This is a genomic window from Haemophilus parahaemolyticus (assembly GCF_018373095.1).
In the GTDB taxonomy this organism is placed as follows: Bacteria; Pseudomonadota; Gammaproteobacteria; order Enterobacterales; family Pasteurellaceae; genus Haemophilus_A; species Haemophilus_A parahaemolyticus_A.
Window position 1 is genome coordinate 59,821 of the sequence record NZ_JAHAHT010000002.1, and the last position, 19,459, is coordinate 79,279.

Here is a 19,459-nt window from a genome sequence, read left to right on the forward strand (position 1 = left end):
CTATGAAACTAAATTATCTATTAGGCAAACCTCAACAAGCGGGCAGATTAAAAACCGAATTTGCAGATTTTATCGTGCGAGAAGAACTGGGCTACCCACTTGCAGGTGAAGGCGAATTTGTTGCAGTAAAAGTACGTAAAACCAATGCCAATACCCTTTTTGTAGGCGAGCAGTTGGCAAAATTCGTAGGCATTTCCGCGAAAAATATGAGTTATGCGGGCTTGAAAGATCGCCACGCAGTGACCGAGCAATGGTTCTGTTTACATTTAGCGGGTAAAGAAACGCCCGATTTTTCTGCCTTTGAATGTGAAGGCGTAGAGATCTTAGAAGTGACTCGTCATAACCGTAAAATCCGCACAGGTGCATTGGAAGGCAACTATTTCGAGCTTTTACTACGCGATGTAGAAGAAACCGATGAACTCAAACAACGCTTGAATCAATTGCAAGCGGTCGGTTTTCCTAATTATTTTACCGAACAACGTTTTGGGCGTGATGGGCATAATTTAACCCAAGCACAACGCTGGGCAAGCGGTGAAATTTCAGTAAAAGATCGCAAAAAACGCAGTTTTTACCTTTCCGCGGCTCGTTCGGAAGTGTTTAATTTAGTGGTTTCGCAACGGATTGCCGATCAGCAAATGCAAACAGTGTTATTAGGCGATTATCTGCAGTTGGCTGGCTCAAACAGCTTTTTTGAAGTGAAAGCAGAAGATTTAGTGCAATCACAACAACGTTTAGATGAAAATGATGTCTTACTCACCGCACCATTGATTGGCGAAAATTCGCTCGAACAGAAGGGTAATGAGCGTGAAAAAGCGATCGTAGCACAGCATGAAAACTTAATCAGTTTGATGAAAAAAGAGCGAATGAATGCCGCTCGTCGTGCGATATTGTGTAAACCGCAAGATCTCCATTGGCAGTTTGAACCTGAAGGATTACGCATAACATTCTTTTTAAATTCAGGCAGTTACGCAACGGGATTGGTGCGTGAATTAATCATATTAAACGAAGAAGAATAAGAAAATGATGAATATTTTAATGAGCAACGATGATGGCTTTCACGCAGAGGGCATTCAAACCCTCGCACGAATGTTGCGTGAAGCGGGTCATCGTATCACCATTATTGCCCCAGATCGCAACCGTTCAGCAGCCTCTAACTGTTTAACACTGACAGAGCCGTTGCGTGTGCAAAAATTTGACGAATTTAACTATGCAGTGACTTCAGGTACGCCCGCAGATTGCGTGCATTTAGCCTTAAATGGTTTGCTAGAAAATGACTTTGATTTGGTGATTTCGGGTATAAATCACGGAGCGAATTTGGGTGATGATATTATCTATTCGGGCACAGTAGCAGCTGCGTTAGAAGGGCGTCATCTGCCGCTGCCTTGCTTGGCAGTTTCACTTGTGGGTAAAAAAGGTAATGATAAACATTATGGGCATCTGTTTGGTTCGAACCACTTTGAAACCGCTGCTCGCGTGGTGTTAGAGCTTTTGCCCAAACTCAAACCAGAGATGATTACACACCGTGAAATTTTAAATATCAACGTGCCCGATCTGCCGTATGAGGCACTAAAAGGCACAATGATTACTCGCCAAGGTAAGCGTTCACAAGCAGCAGAAATTGTGAAAACCGAAGATCCACGAGGTGGCACAATTTACTGGCTTGGAGCGAACGGCACCGCTATTGATGAGAGCGAAGGCACAGATTTTTATGCGATCAACCAAGATTGTGTATCAATTACTCCGCTACAAGTGGATATGACAGCACACCATTCACTCACTGATTTACAACAAATTCTCTAAAGAGAAGATAAAGTTTATGCAATTATTTGGTACAATCTACGACAAAACGATGGTCTGGTCGAAGCACACGTACGCAGCGTATTGGCTCAGTTTTGTGAGCTTTATTGAAGCGATTTTCTTCCCGATTCCGCCCGATGTAATGTTGATTCCAATGTCGATGGCAAAACCGCACAATGCGTTTAAATATGCACTTTATACGACCATTTCCTCAATACTCGGTGGCATAATTGGCTACTTTATCGGACTTTATGCATTCGAATGGGTGCAATCATTAATCGCAAACTGGGGAATGCAAGCCAGCTTTGACCAAGCAAAAGTGTGGTTTGAAGTTTGGGGTGTGGCAGTGGTTTTCCTTGCAGGTTTCTCGCCCATTCCATATAAAGTCTTTACCATTTGTGCAGGTGTAATGCAAATGGCATTCTTCCCGTTTGTGATTACTGCAGCCATTTCGCGTTTTGCCCGTTTTATTTTGGTGGCAAAACTTTCAGCATGGGGTGGCGAAAAATATGCGGATAAAATCCGCCGTTCGATCGAATTAATTGGCTGGGGTACAATTACGTTGGCAGTAATCGCTTATACTATTTATCAATTTACTAAATAAAAACAGGATCCTAATATGAAAAAATCATTCCTTTTATTACCGCTTGTGGCGGCATTTGCATTAACAGCTTGTACTTCAAACAACTCAGCAGAAGTAACTGAAAGTTCATCCGACACTCTTCCAAATGGAGGTACTTGGCAACCTGCGGATATTCAGCCAGCTGCGATGCCAAGCGGAATGAACCAACCTGTTTCTATGCCAAGTAAGATGAATCAACCCACTTATCAACCCTCCTATACGCCTGCGCGAGTAACCGCAACTGTTGCTCCGTCTGTTGTAGCTTCACGCCCAAATCAGAATGCAACGAATACTGCAAATTATAACAATAATAGTACCCAAGATAGTATCGGTAACTGCCAGATCGTACGTGATAGTGCAGGCTCTCCAATTTATGCTCAAATGAGCAAAGGATGCTATACCAAGAGTAGTTTTACCGTAGGAGCACAAGATACATTATTTTTCATCTCATTCTTGGCAGGTAAATCTGCAGAAGAGGTTGCGGCTCTAAATGGTATTAGTACAACAACTAAACTTAAAGTTGGACAAACTCTTCGTTTACGTTAATAGGTAATTACAATGAAAAAAGTAATGTTATTTGCACTTTCTTGTGCATTTTTAACCGCTTGTAGTACGGAAAAGGTACAAGATCCAAATGAATTATCCCCTGGCTTAATGCAACCTGTGGATAGTTCAGGCGCAACAAATGGTAGTTTTAGTTGGGGTGATTTTCAAAATGCACCAATGCCTGACTCAATGAAATAGAAGGATTGATAATGAAAAAAGGTTTTCTGATTTTGCCACTTACCGCAAGTATTTTGACCGCTTGTTCGTCTAATTCGCCAGCACCTGTAGTAAATGCTTCAGGTAATAGCGAACTCTCACCAGGAGTAATGCAACCTGTGGTGGGTACAAGAGCAAGTAATAATATGGGCTGGCAAGCGGCAGATATTCAACCTGTGAATATGCCAAGCACAATGAATAGTCCGGCGGTTTCGACATCAAGTTATCAATCAACAGCGGTGCAAAACCCTGTTATTCAACGACCTACTCAATCACAAACCACAACTAAAGTAGTGAAAAAAAACAAAACGGTTGAGAAAAAAGTCGATCAAAACTTTGAAGTTCCACGCGATGCGAACAACGCCCCTATTTACAGCCAGATCAAAAAAGGCTTTTATGATGGCTCTACTTATACTGTTCGCAAAGGCGACACCATGTTTTTAATTGCTTATGTAGTCGGTAAAGATGTTAAAGAGATCGCGGCACTCAACAATATGAGAGAGCCATATCAATTGACTGTTGGGCAAAAACTCAAAACAGGTAAATCGGGCATAGAGACTATTACAGTAGAAGAAACTGTATCTGTGCCATCTCAACCTAAAGTGACTTATCAACAAGGACCAAATGGCACTATGTATTCATCAGAGGGAGAAATTACAGGTCCTGTCAAAGCCAGCGTAGGAGCGGTCCCCCCAACAAATCAAAAAATTCAATCATCTATTGAAAAAGCTGCAAAAAATACTGCTATCGTTGCAACGGCAGCAAGTCCTGCACAGATCAAAGCAACAGAGCAACAGATACAAGTGCAAACAAGTGCTGTCCCAACAAAAGCAAATAGTACCGTAGCTCTAGATTCGGCAATTAAATGGCAATTACCGACTAATGGACGCATCATTCAAGGGTTCTCAAACTCTGATGGTGGTAATAAAGGGATTGATATTGCAGGTCAAAAAGGACAAGATATTCGAGCTGCCGCAGCAGGTAAAGTTGTTTATGCTGGCAATGCCCTTGAAGGCTACGGTAACTTAATTATCATCAAACATAACGATGATTTTTTAAGTGCTTATGCTCATAATGACCGTATTTTGGTAAGTGAACAAGATAATGTGAAAGCTGGTCAAAAAATTGCAACAATGGGTAGTACAGGTACTAGTTCAAACAAACTTCATTTTGAAATTCGCTATAAAGGCAAATCAATTGATCCAACTCATTATTTGCCAAATCAATAATCTCTTATAAGTATCCTTTATATACCTCAAATGACCATAAATTCCATCTGTTTTATGGTCATTTCTATATAAATTTTACCTAATTCATCATCAAAACTTTTTAGTTGTGAGTATCTGCTTTTTTTTGTAAAATACTGTACTTATTTTCACGTCTTATTTCATTTTTATGCTGAAAAATAAAAAAATTCTGGTTGGTATCACAGGCGGCATTGCTGCTTATAAAAGCATTGAATTGATTCGTCATTTCAAAAATGCGAATGCAGACGTGCGTGTGGTGTTAACCCCTGCAGCAGAAGCCTTTGTGACACCTTTAACTCTACAAGCGATTTCAGGTAATGCAGTTTCTACCTCGTTGTTAGACCCGCAAGCGGAACTTGCGATGGGGCATATTGAGTTGGCGAAATGGGCGGATCTGATCGTGATTGCTCCTGCTTCGGCAGATTTTATTGCTCGCCTTCGTATAGGAATGGGCAATGACTTACTTTCAACTCTTTGCCTTGCGACAGCTTCTCCGATTTGGCTCGCCCCTGCAATGAACCAACAGATGTTCAAACAAACGGCAGTGCAAGAAAATTTAGCAGTGTTGGCAGAACGTGGCGTACAAATGATTGGTCCGAACAGCGGCTTTCAGGCTTGCGGTGATATTGGAAAAGGGAGAATGTCTGAACCAAACGAGATTTTTCAAATTGTTTGCGACCATTTTACACAGACACAAGATTTAGCCGATTTCAGCATCACCATTACCGCAGGTCCAACCCAAGAGGCAATCGATCCTGTGCGTTACATCAGCAATCACAGCTCGGGCAAAATGGGCTTTGCGATTGCCGATGCTTTGGCGAAACGCGGGGCGAAAGTAACTCTGATTGCAGGTCCTGTAAATTTAGCAACCCCGAAAAATGTGGCTCGCATTGATGTACTTTCTGCCCAAGAAATGGCGGAACAAGCGGTCAAATTTGCCGAACAATCTGCGATTTTTATCGGTTGCGCAGCAGTGGCGGATTATCGTGTAGCGGAAGTGGCAACGCATAAAATCAAGAAAACCGCAGATAGCAATGAATTGACGCTAAAACTCGTAAAAAACCCCGATATTATCGCAACAGTGGCAAATTTGACAGAAAATCGCCCGTTCGTAGTAGGCTTTGCTGCTGAAACGCAAAACGTGGCGGAATATGCCAAAAGTAAATTGCAACGCAAAAACTTAGATCTGATTTGTGCTAACGATGTTTCTGGCGGGAAAGTGTTCGGGCAAGAACAAAACGCCCTGCAGCTTTTTTGGCAAAATGGAGAGAAAATCTTACCGCTTGCAGAGAAAGGCAAATTAGCCAAAGCGTTGGTTGAAGAAATTATCCAGTTGTATAATAAGAAAAAGGACAAAGAATGAAACAAATTGATTTAAAAATTTTAGATAGCCGTATCGGTTCTGAATTTCCACTGCCAGCCTATGCAACTGAAGGCTCGGCAGGCTTAGATTTACGTGCGTTAATTGAAGCACCAATGACGGTTGAAGCTAAGCAAACCGTACTAATTCCAACAGGGATCTCAATTTATATTGCAGATCCAAGTTTAGCTGCTGTCATTTTACCTCGCTCAGGCTTAGGACATAAAAACGGCATTGTATTAGGGAATTTGGTAGGCTTGATTGATAGCGACTACCAAGGTCCGTTAATGGTTTCACTTTGGAACAGAAGCGATAAACCATTCACTATTGAAGTGGGCGACCGCATTGCACAGTTGGTATTTATGCCTGTAGTGCAAGCGAGTTTCAACATCGTCAAAAATTTTGAACAAACCGAACGCGGCGAAGGCGGTTTCGGGCATTCTGGTAAACAATAATATCATCGCACGCTCTTATCAAACGTTTTATTAGGGAAAATTTATGTCAACGCCACAAGTCAAAATGCCGAAAAAAACTAAAGAAGAACGCCAACAACAGGTATTGGAAACGCTAATTAGCGAGCTTAATTCTGAAGGCGGTATGCAACGTGTAACCACTGAACGATTAGCGAAAGCGGTTGGTGTGTCAGAAGGGGCGTTGTATCGCTATTTCCCAAGCAAAGCGAAAATGTTTGAAGCCTTGATTGAGAAAATCGAACAAACATTGAACAGCTATGTCGTAGCAAGTAAACGCCGTGAAAATAGCACAGAGGCGATTATTAAATCAATCATCTATTCTGTGATTGAGTTTGCACGCAAAAACCCAGGCGTTACTCGTATTCTCACAGGACATGCTTTGATGTTTGAAGATGATGCATTAAAAGCTCGCATCGCTAAATTTTTCTATAGCCTAGAGATGCAATTTACCAATATTTTGCAAATGAGCAAACTCAATAATGGCAAAGCCTTTGATAATGAGCGTGCATTAGCCGCTTACTTAGTAAATTTTTGCGAAGGACAATTTTTACGCCTTGTTCGCTCAAATTTTAACTCCTCTCAATATCAACCTTTTGAAAAGCAATGGGTGATGCTCAAACCACTTTTTGAATAAGGAAAGACAATGATTATTCCTTGGCAAGAACTGGAAGAAGAGACGCTTTATAACGTACTCGACTCCTTTATTTTACGCGAAGGCACAGATTACGGTTTTCGTGAACTTTCATTGGATGAAAAACGCGAACGCCTGTTAGCACAACTAAAAGCAGATAAAGTGGTGATTGTGTGGTCAGAATTACACGAAAGCCTTGATATTAAAGACAAAAAATCGTTTTTAGGCTAAATATCGCTTATGTTACAATAGCGATCTTACCCTCATAAAGAGTTAGTTTTAACTGGGGAAAGCCCTCTAAAAAAGGTTTTAAAATGGGCAAGGAAGCTCGCTCTCACAACATAATTTACCATTCTAAAAGGACTTTTTATGCAAGATATGACACTGAGTACACCGCCGATTGAGGATTTAACTCCTGCACCATCTATCCACGATCCTGTGGTGGAATGGTTCTTAACGCAATGCCACGTACATCGCTACCCTGCGAAATACACGCTTATCCACGCAGGCGAAAAAGCGGAATCACTTTATTACATCGTGAGTGGCTCGGTGTCTGTTTTTGTTAAAGATGACGAGCATAAAGAGATGCTTTTAACCAACCTCGGGCAAGGCGAATTTTTGGGCGAAATCAGCCTATTTGAAGAAAAACAGCAAACTCGCACCGCTTGGGTAAAAACCAAAGAAACTTGCGAAATCGCTGAAATTTCATACAAACGTTTCAAACAGATTGTGCACATCAACCCTGAAATTTTGATGTATCTTTCAGCTCAAATGGCACGACGTTTACGTCAAACATCAAGCCAAGTGAGTAATCTGGCGTTCTTAGATGTAGCGGGAAGAATTGCACAAACCTTGATGAACCTAGCTCGCCAACCTGATGCGATGACTCACCCAGAAGGCATGCAAATTAAAATTACCCGCCAAGAGATTGGACAAATGGTCGGCTGTTCACGCGAAACTGTTGGGCGTACTCTGAAAATGCTGGAAGACGATGAGATGATTTCTGCCCACGGTAAAACGATTGTGGTATTTCACAAGCAGCTGCAAAAAATAATGGGATAAAATATGCTATCTCTCAAAATAATTTCTCTGCTTTTACTTCTGCCACAAGCGGTTAATTTTGAAAGTTACTTTAGCAACAGTATGAAGTGTGAGTATAGCGAGTAAATCTCCCCCTCTTTGCTAAAGAGGGGATTTTTGTAAATATAACATAGTAGACAAGTTGCTATACTTCCAAGCTAATCGCATCCTTAATTTTTTTCAAAGCTGCATTTTCTAACTGACGTACACGCTCAGCTGAAATACCATATTTTTCCGCCAAATCATGCAATGTAAGCTTATTCTCATCCAACCAACGGGTTTTGATAATATCCTGACTACGCTCATCTAAAGTGGATAGTGCATACACCAATTTAGCCGTCGCTTCACCAGTGTACTCAGCATCTTCCAAATCATCAGCGAAATTTGAGCTGTTATCTTCTAAATACATTGAAGGAGTGTAAGCCTCATCATCATCTTCGCCAACAGGAAGATCAAAACCAAGATCTTGCCCAGTCATTCGAGATTCCATTTCACGAACTTCATCTTCAGACACGCCTAGATCTGCTGCTACCTTTTTGATCTCTTCTTCATTAAACCACGCCAAGCGATTTTTATTTTTACGCAAATTGAAAAAGAGTTTACGTTGAGCCTTCGTAGTCGCTACTTTTACAATACGCCAGTTTTTCAACACATATTCATGAATTTCTGCTTTTACCCAATGCACGGCAAAAGAGACCAAGCGTACACCCACATTTGGATCGAAACGTTTTACTGCTTTCATCAAGCCAATATTGCCTTCTTGGATTAAATCGGCCAATGGCAATCCATAACCCAGATAGCTGCGAGCGATATGAATTACAAAACGCATATGCGATAAAATTAGCTGTTTTGCCGCCTCAACATCTTCATCATAGTAATAACGCTCAGCTAATTCTTTTTCTTGCTCTGCAGATAAAATCGGATATTGATTCGCCATACGGATGTAGCTATCTAAATTGCCCGTTGTGACTGGTATTCCCCCCGAAAGTAAGGCTGGGTGCATTGCTTCAGCTTTCTCTTCGCTTTCAGCAGCCAATTCTGCCTCATCAATTCCTTCTGGCTCAACTGATTCGGGTTCAATCACTTCTGCATCATCAATATCATCAAATTTCTTCATCTTCTTCCTTATGATTTGCGTTGTTTTGCAAAAAAGTTTACAGATCATACCGCTTTCTGCTAAAATCGCAAAACTTTTTGGGGCTGATTCTGGATTCGACGGGATTAGCGAAGCCCAAGGTGCACGTCGAGGTGCGGTAGGCCTCGTAAACAAACCGCAAAAAAATAGTCGCAAACGACGAACAATTTGCTTTAGCAGCTTAATAACCTGCCTTAAAGCCTTATCGCCTCAGCTTCCGCTCGTAAGACGAGGATAACGATAAGTCATCCAAAACGAGATCGTGTTGAAGCCACCGTTTGAGGATCGAAGCACTAAATTAAATCAAACTAGTTTATTCTTTGCGTGTCTGTCCGCTGGGGATAAGCGAAATTAAAGACGAGACTAAACGTGTAGTACTGAAGGTAGAGTAATTTCGGACGGGGGTTCAAATCCCCCCAGCTCCACCAAGTCCAATTCCAAACAAGTTTTATAAAGTCCGATAAAGCCTTGGCGCATAACACTCCAAGGCTTTTTTATTGTCCTATTTAATCCTATCTATTCCGACCTAATCCAACGATTTTAGTAACATCGATAGTAACACTATGATAAAATAACTTAGGTCGATGTTACTACAAGCATTAAGAGTCTTATGCTACAAGGCTTTTACCGCTTTTTATATTTCTTAAATGACAGGTGATTCAGCTATGCCAAGAACAACAAAATCTTTAACGAACACCGAAATAGACAGAGCAAAGCCTGCCGAAAAGGAATACAACCTTGCAGATGGGAGTGGGCTATTCTTAAGAGTTAAAACTAATGGCTCTAAATTATGGATTTTTAACTATTACCATCCTTCCACTAAAAAACGTAAAAATATCAGTTTAGGTATTTATCCTGAATTGTCGCTTGCTCAAGCTCGTAAAATAAGAGATGAATATCGCTCATTACTAGCCCAAAATATTGATCCTGCCGAATATCGAGCTAATCAACTACAAGCAAAACAAGACGAGCTAAACAACACATTTGAAGCCGTCGCTTGGCAATGGTTTGAACATCGCAAAACTCGCAAGAATTTCTCTGAGGGCTATGCAAAAGATGTCAAAAGCCTGATTGAACGTATTTTATTACCGCATTTTGATAAATTACCGATTACTCAAGTTACTGCACCTTTAGCCTTGAAAGCATTTAAGACACTTCAAGATAAAGGCACGTTAGAAACGCTTAGACGTTCTATTCAAAAGTTGAATGAGATTATGGATTTTGCTTTGCACCGCAACATTATTTCGCATAATCCCACAGCCAATCTTTCGAAAGAATTTGATAATCCTACAGTTGAACACTTTAAAACGATCCGTCCAGAAGATCTGCCTGAATTTCTGATGACCTTAAACCGTGCTCAAATTAAGCTACAAACACGTTATCTTATTTTATGGCAACTACTGACCATGACACGCCCTAACGAGGCGGCTATGGCTCGTTATGAAGATATTGATGAGAAATCTAAGATTTGGACAATCTATATTCAAAAAGGGATTAAGCAAGATGAGCGTGGTCGAGAACATAAAATTACCCTTTCTCGCCAAGCAATGGCACTTCTAAAGGAAATTAAAAAATTGAGTGGTGGTAAAGAATATCTTTTTCCAAGTGAAAGAAATCCAAAATCGCATACCAACACGCAAACCGCTAATGCTGCGATTAAACGTATGGGCTATCACGGAAAACTCGTTGCTCACGGATTAAGGAGCATTGCCAGTACTTACCTGAATGAACAAGGTCATAACAAAGATATGATTGAAGTGGCGTTATCTCATATCAATCAAGATCGCATTCATACCGCATACAACCGAAGTGATTACCTTAAACAGCGTTTTACTATACTACAAGCGTGGGCAGATTTTATCGATCAATGCTCACATGAAACTATTCCGCAGTATCATTTAAAAGTTGTTAATGCGTAATCTGCTGAATACTAAAAAACCACAATTTCTCTACGAATTAGCAACCGATTTTCGTAAATCCTGTTCACGTTACTTGCAAGATTTTTTCGCCATATTTCAACAACGATTAAATTGCGAATTTTGGCTCATTTTGTGGTAAGAAATTGAGTGGTGAATACTCAAATTCATTATGTAATTTAACGAGAGAAAGCAATTATAAGATTGATAATTGCCTTCTCTCTTTTGCGATGTTTACCTATAGAAAATCAAATTTTACTAAAATTGACTGCACTCAGGCCCAAGATTTTATATAGTTCAATTTACCCACACTTTTTGAAATTTACCTCTTTTTCCTTTTATCCAGCGGAATTTTTTCCGCGTAATAATTAATGATTTAATTTTAGATGTAGATATATTCAATTTTTCGGATAATGCTTCCAGCCTTCTTCTATCTAGCTTTTCCGCACAATCACAAAATTGATGTGGTGATTTTTCATACAAATAAACCGCTTCAAGAATACTCATTTTTTCATCAGGAATAATAATCTTACTTGTTCTTTTATAGGAATATTCCACTTCTTTTTTCAATTTATTCAAATAATGAGATCGCTTGTAATTGCCTATCTGAATATGATCATCTTTTTTCTCATCCATTGGTGTCGCAAGTTCATTATGTAACTTCTCGTTCGTAATGTGTTTGTTATTTTCAGCTCTGCTCTCCTTCAAGGCATCTTTAAAGATATAATTCCGATAACGGCGTGGCTTATTATCTTGAGTATGATCATAGTGAACGGATAAACCAACGTTTAACCAAGAAAAGGGATCTATGGTTTCTTCAAACTCTTTCTCTCTTGGTTTAGTAATGTAAGCAATAATTCTCAAGAGATCATAGTAAGTATTAATCCATTGGGTATTAGATTGTTCTTGATAGCCAATTTTTGACAGTTGCACTCTTATTGCTTCATTAGTATTGAATCTAATATCCTTTCCAATATTTGAATAATTAAAGTTTTTATCAAACAAAATGATAGCATGCCCATGAGTGTTAATTCTGTTATCTTGTTCAGCACATCTACAATCTAGTAATAAAAACAATCCAAGATGATGAACCAATGAAGCATAAAGAAGATTTATATTTTCTTTAATCTCTTCAAAAGATTGATAAGTGGATGCAGCAATCACATTTTCAGGAGAAAGCGTGCAGAAAACAGCTTTAAAATCATCTAGCTTATAAGATAATTTGGCTTTATTTCGCGCAACCCACTGAATCAAGGAATTATCTTTGCTGGGAATGAAACCTGATAATAAATCAAGAATACGAGGGTTCTTGATAATCAATTTGAAACTAGCTATCACTTCTTTTTGTAATTTCAATAATTTTTCATTGTAACAAGGTGTACAAGTTAAGAACACACATTTAGATGTAGCCGAAAATACTCTCCCCATTGTTTTTCCCGAACCTAAATAAGTGCCGCATTTACCTTGCTTTTCTAAGAAAAGTCTTGCTAATGCTTGAGATTGAGTATCAAGCATTGGTAGTGTATTAATCATTAATTCAACTAGTTTTGACATAGTATCTCCTTATTTAGATCTACGATGTACCATATTTAAAATAAAAGTATTAATTTCACTTTCTAAATAACCTACAGAATTTGCACCAATAGAGAGCGGCTTAGGAAAGTCATTTCTATATCTTTTCGATTTTTTATTCTGCCAGTCATAGAATGTACTTTTAGAAATACTGAGCTTTTGAATAACCTATTTTGGTCTAAGGAGTTTAATTTTATCGTTCATTTTATTCCTCTTAAAAATTTAATAAACAATGAAAATAGGCTACACCACAAAAATGAAACGATCAACATAAAAGAAAGCATAAGAAAAGTGTTATTTAAGTGAAAATAAATAAAAGATTAAATTAACAATAATAAAAAAAATACAAATTACTAACAAGAAAGAAATATTCAAGCCAAGGAAAAATATTTATTTTTTTACTTTATATTTACAAGCTTAATAGTTGTTATAAATAGTATTTATGCCCAAAATAAAAATACACTTTAAGAGAAGAGGAAAGAAAAAATTACAAGGCTTACAATATCATTCAAGGAAATTCAACATGCTCTAAGCGCTCTCTTTATTGGATAAAAAATCATTTTTAAAATAAAGAAAACAATCTTGTCACACTGTTTTATGCTGTTTTTTTAAACTTAAAGTCTTTTTTAAAACCTTAAAGTCCTTTTTTAAAACCTTAAAGCCCTTTTTTAAAACCTTAAAGGATTTAATTACCTTTTAAAACCTAAAATAATCAAAAGACCTTAAATCTTTTAATACAAAAATTATTTAATCCAAATTAAATATGAGTTTATTAAATATTTTTTGAAAATCATCAATCACAAAATAAAAAGAAAAAAATTTAATAAATATTAAAATTATCTAATTTAAGCATACGCTATAAATAAAATAAAACACTATGAAAATCACATTAGCATTAAAAAATCAATTAGTACAAGAAAAGTTTGATTGCTTAATTTTTGTTCAATGCAGCAACTTTTTCTGAGCTTTTTGCCCCAAATGACTACCTGACGAAGGCAAAATCGAGAGAGCTTAACAAGAAAAAAGCATCTTCCAGCAATGCCAAAAGATGCTTTTTATTGAAAAAATTAGGATAATTTCGGGCTAATCAATCCCAAAACTTACTCCAGTTGCAGCCCCAACACCTCCGCGAGAGTCGGCAGAACCTGAAAGACTGATGACAAAATTCGGTTTGGGTGCATATTTCACACCGACTGCAACCGCTGTTTCACCTCGATAAGAACCGACACCTGCGCCAACCGTAAAGGTTTTACCCTGTACTGGCGTGATTTGGGTCATCGCCATCGCCCCTGCCATACCTGCACGAGCTTGTCGGCGATCTTGGCGAGAGCGGTTTTCAAGTTCATCAATACGTTTGCTATTACTTTGGATCGCCTGACGATTTTCAGTAATTGCTTGTGTATTTTGAGTTACCTGTCTTGCTTGAGCTTCAACAATGCGAGTGTTTTCATTAATGCGAGCAGTTTGGCTGTTTACTACTTCAACAACTTTTTCCATTCGTTGTGAATTTTTCGCAATGTTAGAGCTGTTGGTAGCAATACTTGCTTTATTTGTTGTAACTTCTTCTTTTGTTTGTTTAACTTGTTTTTGTACAGGCACTAATTGTTCTTGTACCACTTTTTCAACCTTTTTCTCAGTAGCGTAAAGTTGTTTACCAGTAACCGCTTGATTAGAAGTTTCGCTAACTTCACCGTCCGCTAAATCATTCAAGGTTGCATTGTTAAGTGATACAGAAGTTTTTTCTGCATTGTACTGCACAACTGTTTTTTCAAGTTCAACCACTTTCTCAGAAGCCTGTTCTGCTTTTTTAATCGCATTTTCACCCATTGAACGAGCTTGATTGCCAACTAATTCAGCTTTTTCAACTTTACCTACCGTATCAATTAATGCGGTTTGCATTGCATTAATTTCTGTATCGTGTTTTTGTACTTTTACGTCCATTAAATCTACTTTTTGAGCAGAGTTATTAGCAGTACGAACAGCATTATCCGATTTTAGCCTGAGTAAGCAGTTTTTCTTCTGCCAAGTAGTACCATCTAATCGAATAATCAAACTTCATCGAGTTTTAGTACCTGTCTCAAGTTTTCCATTACATCATCATGAGATTTACTTTTCACTAAGTCGTTTTCTAACTGATGTAGCAAATACAGCTCATCTTCAGAGTAGAAAGACTCTTTTTTCTCAAAAGTCGGTGTATTGGGTAAGGCTATTTGCATAGAACCTCCTGTGTTTAGATGCGTGTAGTTTATCAGAAAAGCACGTTGCTATGGCAGCAGCCATTCAATGCGTTTTTTAATCCGTTGTTTTATGGCGTGAACCGGGTGTTTTCTTTCCCATTCTTTTACGCGTTTTTCAAAGATCGCTTGTGATTTACGATCAACCGAAAATGCTGAATGGGCTTTTTTCATGTTTTCTAAAAGGGCATCTGCACGTTTTTTGTGTTGGTATTTTATGAATAACCCCAACCCTAAAAGTAAAACAAAAATAATCGCCAAGTTATAAAAAATAATGGCTAAAACCTCATTCATTTTTCCCTCTCTCCTATTTAATTTTTATGAGTATTTTTTTCATTCCGCATAGTGATCGCCTTTAATTCGGGAGAATAAAAACGCATAAAAATCCCTTAAAAAAACAACAGAAATTTAACCTAAAAACAGACCCAAAAATGAAGTAATTACACACCTAATGCAAATTTAAAATTTGCCTTTTTTCCTTTATAAATCAAGAGTTTGTGTGTTTTCGACCAGAAAATAGGCGTGAATTTTGTGTGCTGAATAGCATCTTTTTAGATGATATACAGTGCTCATTGAAAAATAAAGATTTTCTTATCAAAAATGCTGTATAGTGCATACATAGCACTATGTAGTGCTATATGGTGCTATATAGTGCTTGTTTTAGGTTAAAAAACAAACAGGTTTTGATATGGAAAATTTAAATTCTCAAAATAATCGTATAACAGTTCGCGTTCCTTTTTCTGTATTAGAGGTTATAGATCGTATTGTTCTCAATAAAGTTAATGATGGTGAGGCAAATGCAACAAGAAGTAGTGTTGCATTAGAATTATTAAAACTAGGCGCACGTATAGAAAAGAAAAAACTAGAGAATATAGAATCAGGATCTAATTCATCTGGCAATAGATTAGAGGAGCAACTTTCATATATCGCTCATACAATCGTTAGGAATGGCGTATTAGCCGAAAGATTCCTTACTACTATTGCAGAATTTAATCAGATTCCTAATGATTTTGCTATTCGCATTGCTCAAGGGATTAGGCTATCAGATGAAGAAAAGAAAGAATTAAAAAGATTATTTATTAATATGGATTTTAAGCAAAAGAAACCATAAAGCCCCGAAGTGGTATATAAAAAATCGGAGCCGTAGGCGACTTCATTCAACTGTGCCAACTGACCAATGCGCATCAGCCTCCTCCCCAACGGATTCTTTACTCTATTGACTTTATAGTAGCTTTATAGTTTAAAATGGTACCACAACATTGTTCAAGTGGAGTCATATTATGAGCAAATCCTGTGGTGGCGCCTGTGGCGGTGATGCAACGTCCGCAGCGGATACCGATATACAAGCCTCCTCCGAGGCGCCAGGGAGATGGGTCAGTGTTTATGCAGTGCCGAAGATGGACTGTCCATCAGAAGAACGAATGATTCGCCTAGCCCTGAACGGCTTTGAGGAGATTCGGGCGCTGTCCTTCGACTTGTCGAACCGCCGGCTAAAGGTCGTGCATGACGGCGAGGTCGAGCCCGTCACCTCGAAACTGAAGACCTTGGGGCTAGGCGCCTCGCTTCAGGAAACCGTCGCTGCAAATCCAGAGACCATCAAGGCCGCCGAATTTTCGGCAGCTTCTGCTAAGCAAGAATCCGGGACCCTGCGCTGGTTGCTCGGCATCAATGCACTTCTGTTCGTGGTGGAAATGACTGCCGGTCTGATCGCCCAGTCCACCGGCCTGATTGGAGAATCCCTGGACAATTTTTCCGATGCGGCGGTGTACGGGCTTGCCCTTTATGCGGTTGGACATAGCGTGAAAATGCAGGTACGTGCCGCGCATCTTGCTGGTGTACTGCAACTGATCTTGGCTGTGGGCGTGCTCGTAGAGGTGGTGAGACGCTTTGTATTCGGTAGTGAGCCTGAATCTCTGGTGATGATGGCTATCGCATTCGTCGCATTGATTGCCAATATCAGTTGTCTGCTGCTCATATCCAAACATCGGGAAGGCGGGGCGCACATGAAGGCAAGCTGGATATTCTCGGCCAACGACGTGGTGATCAACCTGGGGGGCATCACCGCCGGCGCCCTGGTCGCGTGGACCGGTTCCAATTATCCAGATCTGATTATCGGTACCATCGCGGGGGGGATTGTACTTAACGGTGCCAGACGCATTTTGGCGTTGAAGGGTTAAATAATGCTCATTATTGGCAAAAAGCTCTCGCCGTATGCCCTGTTTTATCTGCTTATACCCCTGCTTTGTTTTTTGCGTTGAGATATTACCGTTTCAAGCAAGGCATTGTATTCATCTTCTGACAATGCTATTTCTAGGCGTTTGGTTCGCTTTTTCATTAGGTGTCCGTTCTTCAAATTAGCGGTGAAACCGCAGGGGGTCAAGGGGGATTTATCCCTCTTGCAAGGGCATAGACTTAGTATCACAGATACGGGGCTATGTGTCCTTGCTTTAACTATTAGACAATAGTACGCCAAAAGCCCCGAGAGTGATATTAAAAAATCAGCGGAGCCGAAGGCGACTTCATTTTATTAGGCGAGCTTGCGAGCCTTTGAACCAATATAAAAATAACAAAATTTATTATTAGGGAAGTGGTTATTGTGGGCGGTAGGTTTTTAGTGTTGAAAAGCTCGTGGGTAACTAGAAGAGTTATCCAACAGCTTTTCAATACGACCCGCAGGGGAAAAACCGTTAAACCGTCCACATTAACCGCTGACCCAAAAAAGAATGCTTTTATCATTTGCTGTATTAGCAGTCACATTAGCTTGATTTGCATCTGAAATTGCTTTTGAAGAATCCAGAAGTGCTTTATCTGCATTTGTTTTTGCTGTTGTTGCAAGATTGTTTGCGCTAACAGATTGAGCCTGTGCTTGTTTCACATTACCATCTGCGATAACAGCTAATTTATTAGCCTCTGTTGCTTGAGTTAATGCTTGTGTTGCACTCTCAATCGCTTTTGTTGCACTAACATTTGCTTCAGCCGTATTTTTATCCGCATTATTAGCTTTTCTTAAAGCAATGTTTGCGGTTGTTACAGATTGATCGCTTTTTTCTACCGCTTGCTGACTTGCTAAATGAGCTTGATTTGCAATAGTTTCAGCATTATTAGCTTTATCTACGGCTTCACCTGATTTAGTTAACGCTTGAGTAGATTGTGTATTTGCCAATTTTACACTTTCAACTGCGCTTTCGGCATTTACTTTTGCCTCATTAGCGATTTCTCTTAATTGCGTACTGGTACGCTCTGCACTTTCTGCTTTGGCAATCGCTTGATTGGCAAGTGCTGTATTTTCTTGCGCTGTTTTAACCGCACTTTGCGCTTGGGTTAATGCACTATTTACATTGGCATTTGCGATGTTCGCTGTGCTTAATGCGGTTTGCGCCTCGGTTTTTGCTTGAGTAGCGTTATTATTTGCCTGCTCTGAGGTCGCTTTGGCTTCTGTTGAGTGGTTCAACGCATTACTTGCTTGGGTTTGGGCTGTTTGCACGCCTGTTTCTACATTTGCGACACGACCAGTTAAGCCACTAACCGCTTTTTCGTTTGCTTCACTTTTTGCTTTTAAATCGGTTTGAGTTGAAGCAACTTTTGCAAGTTCTGCGTTTGTTACCACTAAACCTGATTTAGCTTGAGTCGCAGTATCTTTTGCTTCTTGCGCTAACTGCTCTGCATTACCTGCTGAAATACTTGCAAGATTTGCTGTTGCTGCTGCACGGGTTGCCGTGGTTTGCGCACGCTCTGCGGTTTGATTAGCGGTAGTTGCTGTGCGAACCGCTCCCTCTGCTGTTATTTTTGCATTATTTGCAAGACTTTCAGCATTGTTTGAATTTCGCACGGCTAAATTTGCTGTATCTTGTGATGCTGTTGCCGCATTAAACGCATTTTCTGCATTACTTTTTGCGGCATTTGCATCACTTTTCGCTAAGGCAACATCTGCCTGAATATCATTGATCGTACTTAATGCACTGGTTGCTGTATTTAAAGCACGAGTGGCATTTGAGTTAGCTGATTGTGCCAACGCTTTCGCTTCGCTTGCTGCATTGATAGCATTTTGACTAACTTCAGCACTTGAACCTGTATTTAATTTAGCTAATTCTAGTGCTTGGTTTGCGGTTTGTTCAGCTTGCGTGACTCGCCCTGTTAAAGCGGTAACATTTTGATTTACTCTTTCAATTTGGGTGTTTAAGTCGGAGATACCGTTTTTAGCTTCATTTGCCGTATTTGTTGCGGTAGTAATGCGGTCAGATAAACCTGATACACTACCATTGAGTTTGGTAATATCTGCCGTATTTTTAACTACTTGTTTTTCTACTTCACTCACACGAGCAATCGCACTATTCACATTTGAATTGGCGGTTTGAGCTGTTTGTTTGGCTTCGGTGGCTAGGGTGACTGCTTGCTCCGCGACTTTTTTCGTATTTACAGACTGAACCACGCTGGTATAAAGCGTTTGTTCCAACTGAGCAAATTGCCCACCGTTAATTGCCTGCTTAGAACTTGGCGCAATCAAGCCATCTTCAACTAAAGTCGGTGCAGCAAGGGGCTGACGTAGATTAGCCCTAAATTCCACACCAATCCCGCAGAATTTTAAGCTGTTGAGACGGTGTGCCGAAGTTAAACCGAAATTCGCATTCTT

20 protein-coding genes, 1 other RNA gene and 1 pseudogene are annotated in these 19,459 nt (G+C 39.5%); 15 read left to right on the forward strand and 7 right to left on the reverse strand.

The window, feature by feature from the left end; translation table 11 throughout:
- Positions 1–2 precede the first annotated feature (2 nt).
- The 11 genes from truD (at position 3) to crp (ending at position 7,954) form a co-directional block, all read left to right on the forward strand.
- Positions 3–1,016 carry a tRNA pseudouridine(13) synthase TruD gene (gene truD / locus KH943_RS00675; RefSeq protein WP_304106337.1) on the forward strand — a complete coding sequence of 338 codons (1,014 nt, stop codon included), beginning with the start codon at positions 3–5 and terminating at the stop codon, positions 1,014–1,016.
- A 7-nt stretch (positions 1,017–1,023) separates the two neighbouring features.
- The gene (gene surE, locus KH943_RS00680) at positions 1,024–1,800 is read left to right on the forward strand and encodes a 5'/3'-nucleotidase SurE (protein WP_304106361.1); all 777 of its coding nucleotides are present in this window, start codon (positions 1,024–1,026) and stop codon (positions 1,798–1,800) included.
- A 16-nt stretch (positions 1,801–1,816) separates the two neighbouring features.
- Positions 1,817–2,401 (forward strand): YqaA family protein, encoded by a 585-nt coding sequence (locus KH943_RS00685; protein ID WP_304106339.1) that lies wholly within the window; start codon positions 1,817–1,819, stop codon positions 2,399–2,401.
- 15 nt (positions 2,402–2,416) lie between these two features.
- Positions 2,417–2,965, forward strand: a complete 549-nt coding sequence (locus KH943_RS00690; RefSeq protein WP_304106340.1) for a LysM peptidoglycan-binding domain-containing protein — start codon at positions 2,417–2,419, stop codon at positions 2,963–2,965.
- Between the two features lie 12 nt (positions 2,966–2,977).
- Positions 2,978–3,163 carry a hypothetical protein gene (locus KH943_RS00695; protein ID WP_304106341.1) on the forward strand — a complete coding sequence of 62 codons (186 nt, stop codon included), beginning with the start codon at positions 2,978–2,980 and terminating at the stop codon, positions 3,161–3,163.
- Between the two features lie 11 nt (positions 3,164–3,174).
- Positions 3,175–4,410 carry a murein hydrolase activator NlpD gene (gene nlpD, locus KH943_RS00700; RefSeq protein WP_304106343.1) on the forward strand — a complete coding sequence of 412 codons (1,236 nt, stop codon included), beginning with the start codon at positions 3,175–3,177 and terminating at the stop codon, positions 4,408–4,410.
- Between the two features lie 166 nt (positions 4,411–4,576).
- Entirely contained in the window at positions 4,577–5,791 is a 1,215-nt protein-coding gene (gene coaBC, locus KH943_RS00705) for a bifunctional phosphopantothenoylcysteine decarboxylase/phosphopantothenate--cysteine ligase CoaBC (protein ID WP_304106345.1), read from the forward strand.
- Complete coding sequence (gene dut, locus KH943_RS00710; RefSeq protein ID WP_304106348.1) at positions 5,788–6,243, forward strand: dUTP diphosphatase; 456 nt, start codon at positions 5,788–5,790, stop codon at positions 6,241–6,243. Before coaBC ends, dut begins: the two co-directional genes overlap by 4 nt.
- A 43-nt stretch (positions 6,244–6,286) precedes the next feature.
- The gene (gene slmA, locus KH943_RS00715) at positions 6,287–6,895 is read left to right on the forward strand and encodes a nucleoid occlusion factor SlmA (RefSeq protein WP_304106349.1); all 609 of its coding nucleotides are present in this window, start codon (positions 6,287–6,289) and stop codon (positions 6,893–6,895) included.
- Positions 6,896–6,904: 9 nt separating this feature from the next.
- The gene (locus tag KH943_RS00720) at positions 6,905–7,123 is read left to right on the forward strand and encodes a YheU family protein (RefSeq protein ID WP_304106351.1); all 219 of its coding nucleotides are present in this window, start codon (positions 6,905–6,907) and stop codon (positions 7,121–7,123) included.
- A gap of 138 nt (positions 7,124–7,261) precedes the next feature.
- Complete coding sequence (gene crp, locus KH943_RS00725) at positions 7,262–7,954, forward strand: cAMP-activated global transcriptional regulator CRP (RefSeq protein ID WP_304106353.1); 693 nt, start codon at positions 7,262–7,264, stop codon at positions 7,952–7,954.
- 163 nt (positions 7,955–8,117) lie between these two features.
- Here crp and rpoH read toward each other — a convergent pair whose 3' ends face one another.
- Complete coding sequence (gene rpoH, locus KH943_RS00730; protein WP_304106355.1) at positions 8,118–9,089, reverse strand: RNA polymerase sigma factor RpoH; 972 nt, start codon at positions 9,087–9,089, stop codon at positions 8,118–8,120.
- A gap of 79 nt (positions 9,090–9,168) precedes the next feature.
- Between rpoH and ssrA the strand changes: the two genes are divergently transcribed.
- Positions 9,169–9,535: a transfer-messenger RNA gene (ssrA, locus tag KH943_RS00735) on the forward strand.
- A 237-nt stretch (positions 9,536–9,772) separates the two neighbouring features.
- Complete coding sequence (locus tag KH943_RS00740) at positions 9,773–11,026, forward strand: integrase arm-type DNA-binding domain-containing protein (RefSeq protein ID WP_230622609.1); 1,254 nt, start codon at positions 9,773–9,775, stop codon at positions 11,024–11,026.
- 294 nt (positions 11,027–11,320) lie between these two features.
- Here the strand turns inward: KH943_RS00740 and KH943_RS00745 are convergent, their stop codons facing one another.
- From KH943_RS00745 to KH943_RS00765, 5 genes are all read right to left on the reverse strand, one after another.
- Positions 11,321–12,577 carry a hypothetical protein gene (locus tag KH943_RS00745; RefSeq protein WP_304106357.1) on the reverse strand — a complete coding sequence of 419 codons (1,257 nt, stop codon included), beginning with the start codon at positions 12,575–12,577 and terminating at the stop codon, positions 11,321–11,323.
- A 9-nt stretch (positions 12,578–12,586) separates the two neighbouring features.
- Complete coding sequence (locus KH943_RS00750; protein WP_304106362.1) at positions 12,587–12,760, reverse strand: helix-turn-helix transcriptional regulator; 174 nt, start codon at positions 12,758–12,760, stop codon at positions 12,587–12,589.
- Between the two features lie 918 nt (positions 12,761–13,678).
- Positions 13,679–14,647 (reverse strand): YadA C-terminal domain-containing protein, encoded by a 969-nt coding sequence (locus KH943_RS00755; protein WP_304106358.1) that lies wholly within the window; start codon positions 14,645–14,647, stop codon positions 13,679–13,681.
- Positions 14,644–14,811: a hypothetical protein gene (locus tag KH943_RS00760; RefSeq protein WP_005564329.1), complete on the reverse strand. Its 168-nt coding sequence runs from the start codon at positions 14,809–14,811 to the stop codon at positions 14,644–14,646. Before KH943_RS00760 ends, KH943_RS00755 begins: the two co-directional genes overlap by 4 nt.
- 48 nt (positions 14,812–14,859) lie before the next feature.
- A complete protein-coding gene (locus tag KH943_RS00765; protein WP_005564328.1) occupies positions 14,860–15,123 on the reverse strand; it encodes a hypothetical protein in 264 nt (87 codons plus the stop codon).
- A gap of 394 nt (positions 15,124–15,517) precedes the next feature.
- Here KH943_RS00765 and KH943_RS00770 point away from each other — a divergent pair, with 394 nt between their 5' ends.
- Both KH943_RS00770 and KH943_RS00775 read left to right on the forward strand, forming a co-directional pair.
- The gene (locus KH943_RS00770; RefSeq protein WP_005564327.1) at positions 15,518–15,940 is read left to right on the forward strand and encodes a hypothetical protein; all 423 of its coding nucleotides are present in this window, start codon (positions 15,518–15,520) and stop codon (positions 15,938–15,940) included.
- Positions 15,941–16,109: 169 nt separating this feature from the next.
- Entirely contained in the window at positions 16,110–17,006 is an 897-nt protein-coding gene (locus KH943_RS00775) for a cation transporter (RefSeq protein ID WP_304106359.1), read from the forward strand.
- A 2,376-nt stretch (positions 17,007–19,382) separates the two neighbouring features.
- Here KH943_RS00775 and KH943_RS00780 read toward each other — a convergent pair.
- Positions 19,383–19,459 (reverse strand): annotated as a pseudogene (locus KH943_RS00780) (IS1595 family transposase); the annotation flags it as partial.

Bases quoted from the DNA above. Each gene is read 5' to 3' on its own strand.
- truD (WP_304106337.1), top strand. From the start codon at position 3: ATGAAACTAAATTATCTATTAGGCAAACCTCAACAAGCGGGCAGATTA.
- surE (WP_304106361.1), top strand. From the start codon at position 1,024: ATGAATATTTTAATGAGCAACGATGATGGCTTTCACGCAGAGGGCATT.
- KH943_RS00685 (WP_304106339.1), top strand. From the start codon at position 1,817: ATGCAATTATTTGGTACAATCTACGACAAAACGATGGTCTGGTCGAAG.
- KH943_RS00690 (WP_304106340.1), top strand. From the start codon at position 2,417: ATGAAAAAATCATTCCTTTTATTACCGCTTGTGGCGGCATTTGCATTA.
- KH943_RS00695 (WP_304106341.1), top strand. From the start codon at position 2,978: ATGAAAAAAGTAATGTTATTTGCACTTTCTTGTGCATTTTTAACCGCT.
- nlpD (WP_304106343.1), top strand. From the start codon at position 3,175: ATGAAAAAAGGTTTTCTGATTTTGCCACTTACCGCAAGTATTTTGACC.
- coaBC (WP_304106345.1), top strand. From the start codon at position 4,577: ATGCTGAAAAATAAAAAAATTCTGGTTGGTATCACAGGCGGCATTGCT.
- dut (WP_304106348.1), top strand. From the start codon at position 5,788: ATGAAACAAATTGATTTAAAAATTTTAGATAGCCGTATCGGTTCTGAA.
- slmA (WP_304106349.1), top strand. From the start codon at position 6,287: ATGTCAACGCCACAAGTCAAAATGCCGAAAAAAACTAAAGAAGAACGC.
- KH943_RS00720 (WP_304106351.1), top strand. From the start codon at position 6,905: ATGATTATTCCTTGGCAAGAACTGGAAGAAGAGACGCTTTATAACGTA.
- crp (WP_304106353.1), top strand. From the start codon at position 7,262: ATGCAAGATATGACACTGAGTACACCGCCGATTGAGGATTTAACTCCT.
- rpoH (WP_304106355.1), bottom strand. From the start codon at position 9,089: ATGAAGAAATTTGATGATATTGATGATGCAGAAGTGATTGAACCCGAA.
- KH943_RS00740 (WP_230622609.1), top strand. From the start codon at position 9,773: ATGCCAAGAACAACAAAATCTTTAACGAACACCGAAATAGACAGAGCA.
- KH943_RS00745 (WP_304106357.1), bottom strand. From the start codon at position 12,577: ATGTCAAAACTAGTTGAATTAATGATTAATACACTACCAATGCTTGAT.
- KH943_RS00760 (WP_005564329.1), bottom strand. From the start codon at position 14,811: ATGCAAATAGCCTTACCCAATACACCGACTTTTGAGAAAAAAGAGTCT.
- KH943_RS00765 (WP_005564328.1), bottom strand. From the start codon at position 15,123: ATGAATGAGGTTTTAGCCATTATTTTTTATAACTTGGCGATTATTTTT.
- KH943_RS00770 (WP_005564327.1), top strand. From the start codon at position 15,518: ATGGAAAATTTAAATTCTCAAAATAATCGTATAACAGTTCGCGTTCCT.
- KH943_RS00775 (WP_304106359.1), top strand. From the start codon at position 16,110: ATGAGCAAATCCTGTGGTGGCGCCTGTGGCGGTGATGCAACGTCCGCA.